11 protein-coding genes are annotated in these 7,175 nt (G+C 59.5%); all 11 read right to left on the bottom strand.

The features are described 5' to 3' along the window. Positions 1-140: 140 nt before the first annotated feature. The gene (locus A7A77_RS18625; RefSeq protein ID WP_425388593.1) at positions 141-392 is read right to left on the bottom strand and encodes an HGGxSTG domain-containing protein; all 252 of its coding nucleotides are present in this window, start codon (positions 390-392) and stop codon (positions 141-143) included. Continuing rightward, positions 283-1,086: a hypothetical protein gene (locus tag A7A77_RS16950; RefSeq protein WP_156500665.1), complete on the bottom strand. Its 804-nt coding sequence runs from the start codon at positions 1,084-1,086 to the stop codon at positions 283-285. Before A7A77_RS16950 ends, A7A77_RS18625 begins: the two co-directional genes overlap by 110 nt. Next, positions 1,067-1,291, bottom strand: a complete 225-nt coding sequence (locus tag A7A77_RS16945; protein ID WP_066561165.1) for a hypothetical protein — start codon at positions 1,289-1,291, stop codon at positions 1,067-1,069. The genes A7A77_RS16950 and A7A77_RS16945 overlap by 20 nt, the downstream gene beginning before the upstream one ends. After that, positions 1,288-1,650, bottom strand: a complete 363-nt coding sequence (locus A7A77_RS16940; protein WP_066561164.1) for a hypothetical protein — start codon at positions 1,648-1,650, stop codon at positions 1,288-1,290. Before A7A77_RS16940 ends, A7A77_RS16945 begins: the two co-directional genes overlap by 4 nt. Before the next feature lie 104 nt (positions 1,651-1,754). Beyond that, positions 1,755-3,278, bottom strand: a complete 1,524-nt coding sequence (locus A7A77_RS16935; RefSeq protein ID WP_066561161.1) for a YfjI family protein — start codon at positions 3,276-3,278, stop codon at positions 1,755-1,757. Next, positions 3,275-4,195 (bottom strand): DUF7146 domain-containing protein, encoded by a 921-nt coding sequence (locus A7A77_RS16930; RefSeq protein ID WP_066561157.1) that lies wholly within the window; start codon positions 4,193-4,195, stop codon positions 3,275-3,277. Before A7A77_RS16930 ends, A7A77_RS16935 begins: the two co-directional genes overlap by 4 nt. Continuing rightward, complete coding sequence (locus A7A77_RS16925) at positions 4,192-4,452, bottom strand: hypothetical protein (RefSeq protein WP_066561154.1); 261 nt, start codon at positions 4,450-4,452, stop codon at positions 4,192-4,194. Before A7A77_RS16925 ends, A7A77_RS16930 begins: the two co-directional genes overlap by 4 nt. Further along, complete coding sequence (locus A7A77_RS18100; RefSeq protein ID WP_156500664.1) at positions 4,449-4,724, bottom strand: hypothetical protein; 276 nt, start codon at positions 4,722-4,724, stop codon at positions 4,449-4,451. Before A7A77_RS18100 ends, A7A77_RS16925 begins: the two co-directional genes overlap by 4 nt. A 3-nt stretch (positions 4,725-4,727) precedes the next feature. After that, complete coding sequence (locus A7A77_RS18095; protein WP_156500663.1) at positions 4,728-4,919, bottom strand: helix-turn-helix transcriptional regulator; 192 nt, start codon at positions 4,917-4,919, stop codon at positions 4,728-4,730. Between the two features lie 85 nt (positions 4,920-5,004). Then, positions 5,005-5,673, bottom strand: a complete 669-nt coding sequence (locus A7A77_RS16915) for a hypothetical protein (RefSeq protein ID WP_066561132.1) — start codon at positions 5,671-5,673, stop codon at positions 5,005-5,007. Between the two features lie 92 nt (positions 5,674-5,765). Further along, the gene (locus A7A77_RS16910; RefSeq protein ID WP_245638531.1) at positions 5,766-7,007 is read right to left on the bottom strand and encodes a tyrosine-type recombinase/integrase; all 1,242 of its coding nucleotides are present in this window, start codon (positions 7,005-7,007) and stop codon (positions 5,766-5,768) included. Positions 7,008-7,175 lie beyond the last annotated feature (168 nt).

The raw sequence follows: 7,175 nt of genomic DNA, 5'->3' as shown, positions 1-7,175 counted from the left end.
CAATGGACGACTTTTACGCCGCCGTTGACACCCGTTTGCGATTCCGGTCCGTGCAGTCAGCTTTCTCCGTCGCCAATTCGTCCAGCTTGTGTTCGCACAGTAGCGCCATGCCGTTGGGACCACCCCCGAAGTCTTCCAGATCAAGCATTGCGCAACTCTCTCAATAGCTTGTTGGCCTCGCGCCGTAGGGCAATGGCCTCATTGCTCCACGCGCCGTCTTTCCAGCTTCCGTTCGCCTCTCCGCTCACACCGGTCGATTTCCCGCCATGACGCGAGCAGCGGTTACGGCCTTTTAGCGCGGGACAGCGGCACAACGTCCCCGCCCTTGTTCGGGCTTGGCAGAGCTTCGCATCCGTCAGCAGTTTCGGAAGAGGGTTCGATTGTCCGTTCATGGACTCGGCTGTCATTTTTTTGGTCACCCCGGTGGTCATGATAATGAACGTGGCTCTCCCGCGTTACCTTGATTGACTGGCGCGTTGTCTTCTTGCGGCCCTTCAATTCCTGCACGGCCCGCAATTGATCGGTAAAGGTGCGCGCCAGCTTTCCGGCAACCGCTGCGGTTTGTGCCTCACCGTATTTCACCGCACGCTCCGACAGCTTCATCCGCATGAAGTGGACGGCTACCATCTGGGCAGCGAGTGCCGCTTCCATCTCGTTGGCTGGCTTCACCGCGTTGACCATCGCCAACATTGTCGAAAGTTGGTCTTCGTTGATCCGCCATTGCTCGGCCTCGGCATCCCAGATTTCATTCGCGCAGAGGCGATGGAGTTGCTCGAAGAACGCAATCATCACCGAATAGGCGCGCGTTCCGAACGCATCCGACAGTTGCAGATGCCAGAGATCCTGATCGTCGTGCGGGGCGGTCCAATGCTCCTTGTCCATGCCCGCAGGTTCCAACAGCACTTGCGGGGGAATCGGGCGTGCATCAGCCCTTTTCCGCATGGCAGCCTTACTTGCCCGCAAATCAGGGTGAGGGGCGGGGACATTCCGCTTCTTCCGCCGCCGCTTCTTGGGCTTCGCCAGATCGGAGTCGGTCGGATCTATCTTACCATCGCGGCGCAGGTGTTCAGAGGACTTGTCGGCCATCTTCTGTCTCCACTGCGTACCAACGCGTTACGGGCTGTTTGAAGCGTTTCAGGTTCCGGTCCCGCCAGACATCCTTGAAGATGGCGATGGTCAGTTTTTCCTTACCCTCAAGCGCGACGTAACCGATCTTGTAGTCCTTGGTTGGCGGTTCATCTTGTGGGCGCAGAATGCACTTTCCGAAGATGGGTGATTGCATCGTGATCATGGCTGCACCTCCCAGACCAGGGGCAGATCATACGACCCGCGATTGTATGTGAACGTCACACCGTTGATGCGCCACGCGGCCCGGTCAGCGGACAGGACGAGCGAGCGCGAGGAATTGAGCCGGTCAGCAATCCCGCCCATGCCATCGACATCGGGCCAGCGCCCGAACAGATCGGCAGCGGACCAGCCATCGCGTGCAGCCTGCGTGCCGAAGGTTTCAGCTAGCCATTCGGCATCATCGAGCAGTTGCCGCCAGCGATCCACGGACAGGCCATGCAAGGGAGCGAGGGGATCAAGGCGCGACAGCCGTTCAACACAGCGGCGCAGACCCTTCGGATCGAGCGGAAGAGACCCCGGCACATTAGGCACGTTAGGCACGTTAGGGGTCGAAACAGGGCTAATGTGCCTATTGTGCCTATCGTGCCCGACGTCCTGAACCTGTTTCGCGTATTCTCGCCAGCCCATCATGCACCTCCATGAACAGCAGGGTTCACCGCGTAATCGAAGCTATGGCGACCGTTGGTTCCACCTTCCCGCGTAGGGGTAGGGTTCAGCCATCCGGCATCGACCAGATGTTCAACGGCGGCATCCATCGCCTGCGCTTCCCGAAGGCCGGGCAAGCTGGACTTGTGCGGCGACTGCTTCAGGGTGCGCTTGTTGATGGTGCGGAAGCCCTGCCTGCGGATATACCGGGCCAGCACTGCGGCGTTGCGTTCGACCACCGGCAAAGCGGCATCGCCATAAACCCGTTCAGCCATTGGCTTGCAGTAGTCATCGCAGAAGCCGGCAGCAGCGATCAGCGATGCATCCGACACCTCTGAAGGCTCGGCTCCACCCTCCCATGCCCAGCGGATATATTCACCGACCAGAGCAAGACGCAGGACCGCACCGTTCATTTTGCCGACGAACGACTTGAACAGCGCCGCAGCGTCCTCGTCCACACCGGCGTTGTCGCGTTCCCAATGTTCGAAGATGTCGGCAGCGCGAGGCGACAGGGGCAGCGTGACAGACGATTGCCGCCCTTCTGCGTCCATCCCCCAGCCAATCGCCTCAAGCCGCCTGTAGACGTTCTCAAGCGCGGCCATGTCGGCAGACTGGCGCGGTCTGCGCACTTCCGTCAGCTTGTTCGGCCACGCCCACAAGAACCGGGCAACAAGCCCATCGTCAGGTGACGACAGCAACGCAGCAGCCATCTTGCTGGGCTGGATACCGCCAAGGACCGAAACACCGTTGAACGGGATCGTAAGCGGTCCCTTCGCACCCTTGCGGTCGATGACGAACGGGCGGCCTCCGTAGGCCTCAAGCCAAAACTCTCTTCCGCCTGGACTGTACCGATCGAACGACTGCAACCACCCGGCCAGTTCATCACGGAAGTGCAGGGTGCCTTGGGGGTTGCCCTCAAGGATCGAGCCAACCGCTTCCGGTGTTGCATCCATGATCATGGCACGGCGACGGACAGGCTCTTCCGGATCCTCCGCATCCGTCGGCATCGGCGGGGAATCCGTCCCGTCCTTTACGGCCTTGGCCAGTGCATCCTGCCAGTGCTTGCGCGATGCCTTCGCCCATTCGCACTTTTCCTGCCAGTCGCGCATGTTGTCCTTGTGATGGTCGGCCTGATCGCGCTCGATCTCGCGCAATGGTCCAGTCACCACATCGAGAGCAGGGGACTTGCGGGACGATGGATCTCCAACCACACCAGCCCACAGGATGCATGGTTCGCACCAAGGCGAGGTATCGTATGGACGAACCTTGCGTTTCCCGCCGATCAGCGAAGCACAGGATACGAGGAAGGCAATGGCCGGATAATCGACCGGCGTGCATGTTCCTTCCGCGATGTCCGACAGCAGGTTCCATGCAGGGCCGAACAGGTCGGACGGCATGGTCGCGGGTTCACGGCGTCCGGCATTGATGACCGACATGTCGGGGACGGACCAGATGTTGTAGTCTTCCGCCTTCTCAAAGGCATGTTTGATGGTCGCGGCAGTCATGCGCGAGCTCCACTCATAAGAATGTCATTGAAATCGCCGTAGGGTGCGGGCGGGTAGAAGATCCGCGTCCGGATACCGTGACGGGAGAATGCTTCCGCTGCCTGTTCGGCCTTGGCGCGTCCCGCGTCGTCATTGTCACCACCAATCGCGACGGAACGAACGGACGGTGGAAATTCCATCGCCGGAAGCATCGAGCCGCCACAGGCCACCCAGACGGGGCGCTTGAGCGTCTGCAACAGGCTAAGGCCGGTTTCCGGTCCTTCGCAGACAATCAGTTCGCCATCGTCCAGACCAGCCAGCCTGACAGCCCCACCACGGACACGGCCAAGGCTCAGCTTGGGGGCGGGTACGTCAGCTTTTCCCCGGCCATCACGGGCGAGGAAGATGCGCTGCACACCCTGAAGCGGGCCTTGCGGGGATGACACGCAGGCCACCAGACAAGGCAAAATTTCGCCGTTCTTGCCATAGGGCAACTCCGCAAACCGAATGGACATGGGCGGATCGATGTCGATACCGCGCCAGCGCAGATAGGCTTCTGCCAAGGTGCCAGCAGCAGGGACGGCATAATCCCACACGGCCCGCGCCTCATCCATCCGGTTGGCCTTGTCGTCATCGGCAAGGATCGGTGCGACATCGGCACGGGGCAAATCTTCACCAGCCAGCATCGCCGCCGCATGCCGCAGACTGACGCCGTGGAGGTGCTGGATCAGGTCGAGAACGTCGCCACTCGCGCCACAACCGAAACAATGGTAGCGCCGACCGCTCGCGAAGATCGTAAAGCTTGGCGTCTTTTCGGTGTGGAACGGACAGCACGCCTTCCATTCCCGCCCCGCACGGTGAAGCTGGATCATGCCGCCTACAATGGCAGGAAGCGGGTTGGCCTCGCGGATTGCATCCAGATCGAGAAGCTGGGTCATACCGTCCCCCGTTCTTCAAATTCACGGGTAAGCCGGTCGAGCCAGTACCTCTGGCCTGGGCCGAGCGGCTTGTTCTGAAGCAGAACCGTTTGCAGGAAGTCGCCTTCCCATTGGTCGCGCGGTGCCCGCTTCTGAAGCAACTGCATCGCGGTGAACTGGGAGACGTTATATAACCCATCGCGCAGTTCCGCCCGCTTCGGCAGACGCCAGTGACCGCTCCAAGGCTGGACCGGGGCGCTGATTGTCGCCGCCGTCATGCGTCACCCCCTGCCGACAGTGCGGCAAGTTCGCGACGTAGCATGCGGTGAGCATCGCCTTTGCTGATACGACCGCGCTGACCAAAGCCACCGCGCTGCATCCAGAGCCGCGCGGCAGAAGCGAGTTTATTGCCCCAAGCCTTGGTTTCGGTTATATTGAAGCCCTCAAAATCAATGGCCGCCACAGCCGAGATTACAAGAGGGTCGTTCACGCAGAGCCGGGGACGGCCCTTTTGCTTTTCAGGGGAGCAAGCCCCTTTCTGGCCGACCATAAGTCACGCCGCTTCCGAGGTGGAGTTACGTATGCGGTCAGCCAGCCATGCGTCCGTCAATTCCGGATCGTATCGGACAAGGCGTCCTACTTTGATGAACGGGGGGCCGTCACCACGACAGCGCTGGTTTGCGAGTGTTTTGGGAGCAAAGCCGATGCGCTCGGCTTCCTGCTCTTCGGTGTTGTAGGTCTTCATGCCGCCCTCCGTTAAGCAGCGGGTTGCTGCGGGACGACACGCATATGAAGCGTGGATTAGGTGAAAGTCGCTGTATCAATTTTGATCAATTTTGAAGTGGATGCCCGGCAGTGTCGTACATCATGTCGAACGTCTCCCGAACTGCCCGCTCGTTGCTTTCAAGTGTTCCTGGGCGCGGACACCCCTTTTCTTGGAGAGCTTGGCGAAATGCTTCTGCACGATTCATATCTTTATCCCGAATCATACGAGCAGCTAAGTCCGCAACTGCTTTGCAGTCCCTGTTTCTCGTCTTTGCGTGAGGCGGAAGAGCGCCAATTAGGTCTTCAAGACTGGCATTGCCGCCCGCCAACAGTTCAAGTTCACACTTCGCAATCTCGCGATGGATTCTGGAGCGGGATTGCTGGCCAAGCCTGTGAACCACTTCGGCCATTCCCGGAGCGGGTTTTAATCCATTCCGGCCCACAACTATTTCTCGGATTTCACCTAGGCACTGATCAAAAGCTAGGTCTACATGCGACCTAAGCACGTCAAAAATTTTGCGTTCTGTAACTTTAGCACAGACTGCCTTTATTGCTGCTTTAAGCGCACTTTCCGCGCCTTCAAGAAGCGCATTGGTGTGCGCTCCGCTCTGATAGCGACTCGCCAACGAAAATTGGGAGTTGATCCTATCCTTCGCTTTCTCGAACTCGTCAAAGGCGTCATCGCAATACAGCGAAAAAAGCGCTTTGAGGTCCCCTTCATTCAAGCCTTCCATTTCGCCTCCGCAGGCGTCCGCATTGATGGATGATGACGCGGCAGGCGGTGCGGTACCGCCGTTCGGGAGCTACCCTAGCCGCGCCACCCCGTTCACGCTCGTATCGTGTCGAGCTGAACCACGTTGCTGTTGTCGGCATCGGTTAAGATGCGCTCGATATGGTCTGACCACGATTGCATTGCAGTCTTCTTCTCCGGCCCCCAATCATGAAGTTGGTAGACACCGGCTACGCCAGCCTTCGACCCGCTAACGTGGTTCAAGATGGCCTCTGTCACTTCAAAGCGCACGCCCAGCCGCTGCATACCCGTCGCCAAGGTCCGGCGCAGATCGTGGAACCGCCAAGGCGCTATGGTGTGCACATCGTCAGTCCGATCCGCCAAGATCGACATTTCCTTGTCCAGCCGCCGTTTCGCGCGAGAGTGCCCGCTAATCGAAGTTGTGCCGGTGGTACTGAATACAAAGCCGGTGCGCGGCCAACCATCCTTGCGCTTGGACCGTTTCGCCAGCGCTTCCAGTTCAGCGACAGCCAATTTGGACAGCGGCACCATCGACGCGTTGCCATTTTTCGCCCGCTCGGCAGGTAGCGCCCACATGGCGGTGGATTTCGTCAGTTCAGACCATTCAAGGCCAGAAACTTCCTCCAGACGCTGGCCGGTAACGATCAGGAGCCGGACAAACGGCCCGAACGGATAGCCCAATTCGCCAGCGGCTTTCCAAGCGATGCTCAATTCCGCATCCGACAACACCCGATCACGCTTCACGGGCAGGGGAGGGGGTTCCATCCCGTGCAACGGTGATACGTCAATATCGCCCTGACTGACCGCCCAGCGGAACAGGCGGCGCAGAACAGCGAACAGGTTGCGGCTTGTCGCGACCTTACCCTTGGCCTTGTTCAGCACGGCCCGAATGTCGGCGCGGTTGATTTCATGGATGGGTTTAGAGCCGAGGACCGGCGTAGCATATAGGCGTAGGAGGGCTTCGCCGTCCTTGTGCGATGCTTTCCAACGAACCTTCAGACAGTCTTCCACGAAGGTTTCGGCATAACCCTTGAACGCCAGATCGACGGCCTTGCGCGCGTTGTCCTGCTTCTGCTGCTGGGGATCGAGGCCCTGCGCCACCGTGCGGGCGAGGCGTTCGGCTTCCTTGCGGGCACCGTCCGGCGTCAGGTTGCCGTGTTTGCCGATTGTCACGCGCCGGGTTTTGCCTGCACGACCACCAAGACGGTATTGGAACAGGTATGTCTTGGAGCCGGTCGGCGTGACCTTCAGGCCGAAGCCGGAGATTTTGTCATCCCACAGCATGACCTCTTTTGCCCCCGGATGCGTGGCGTCCACAGTGCTTTTGTTGATCCGCCCTGATACCATGGTGCTTACTGAAGCCCTTTCTAGTAAGCACGCTAACAGGAACGTCCGTGAACATCAAGGCAACATCGGGAAGTGAACAAAGCAAGAAGCCAATGATTTCATGCCGAGTCGCACGGCTTCCCGTTATGCGAGCAGCTA

The sequence above is a fragment of the Croceicoccus bisphenolivorans genome, assembly GCF_001634625.1.
Lineage (GTDB): Bacteria > Pseudomonadota > Alphaproteobacteria > Sphingomonadales > Sphingomonadaceae > Croceicoccus > Croceicoccus bisphenolivorans.
Note: the sequence above shows the minus strand (reverse complement) of the source record. Positions and strands in the feature narration are given on the sequence as shown.

Bases quoted from the DNA above. Each gene is read 5' to 3' on its own strand.
- A7A77_RS18625 (WP_425388593.1), bottom strand. From the start codon at position 392: ATGAACGGACAATCGAACCCTCTTCCGAAACTGCTGACGGATGCGAAG.
- A7A77_RS16935 (WP_066561161.1), bottom strand. From the start codon at position 3,278: ATGACTGCCGCGACCATCAAACATGCCTTTGAGAAGGCGGAAGACTAC.
- A7A77_RS18095 (WP_156500663.1), bottom strand. From the start codon at position 4,919: ATGAAGACCTACAACACCGAAGAGCAGGAAGCCGAGCGCATCGGCTTT.
- A7A77_RS16915 (WP_066561132.1), bottom strand. From the start codon at position 5,673: ATGGAAGGCTTGAATGAAGGGGACCTCAAAGCGCTTTTTTCGCTGTAT.
- A7A77_RS16950 (WP_156500665.1), bottom strand. From the start codon at position 1,086: ATGGCCGACAAGTCCTCTGAACACCTGCGCCGCGATGGTAAGATAGAT.
- A7A77_RS16930 (WP_066561157.1), bottom strand. From the start codon at position 4,195: ATGACCCAGCTTCTCGATCTGGATGCAATCCGCGAGGCCAACCCGCTT.
- A7A77_RS16925 (WP_066561154.1), bottom strand. From the start codon at position 4,452: ATGACGGCGGCGACAATCAGCGCCCCGGTCCAGCCTTGGAGCGGTCAC.
- A7A77_RS18100 (WP_156500664.1), bottom strand. From the start codon at position 4,724: ATGGTCGGCCAGAAAGGGGCTTGCTCCCCTGAAAAGCAAAAGGGCCGT.
- A7A77_RS16945 (WP_066561165.1), bottom strand. From the start codon at position 1,291: ATGATCACGATGCAATCACCCATCTTCGGAAAGTGCATTCTGCGCCCA.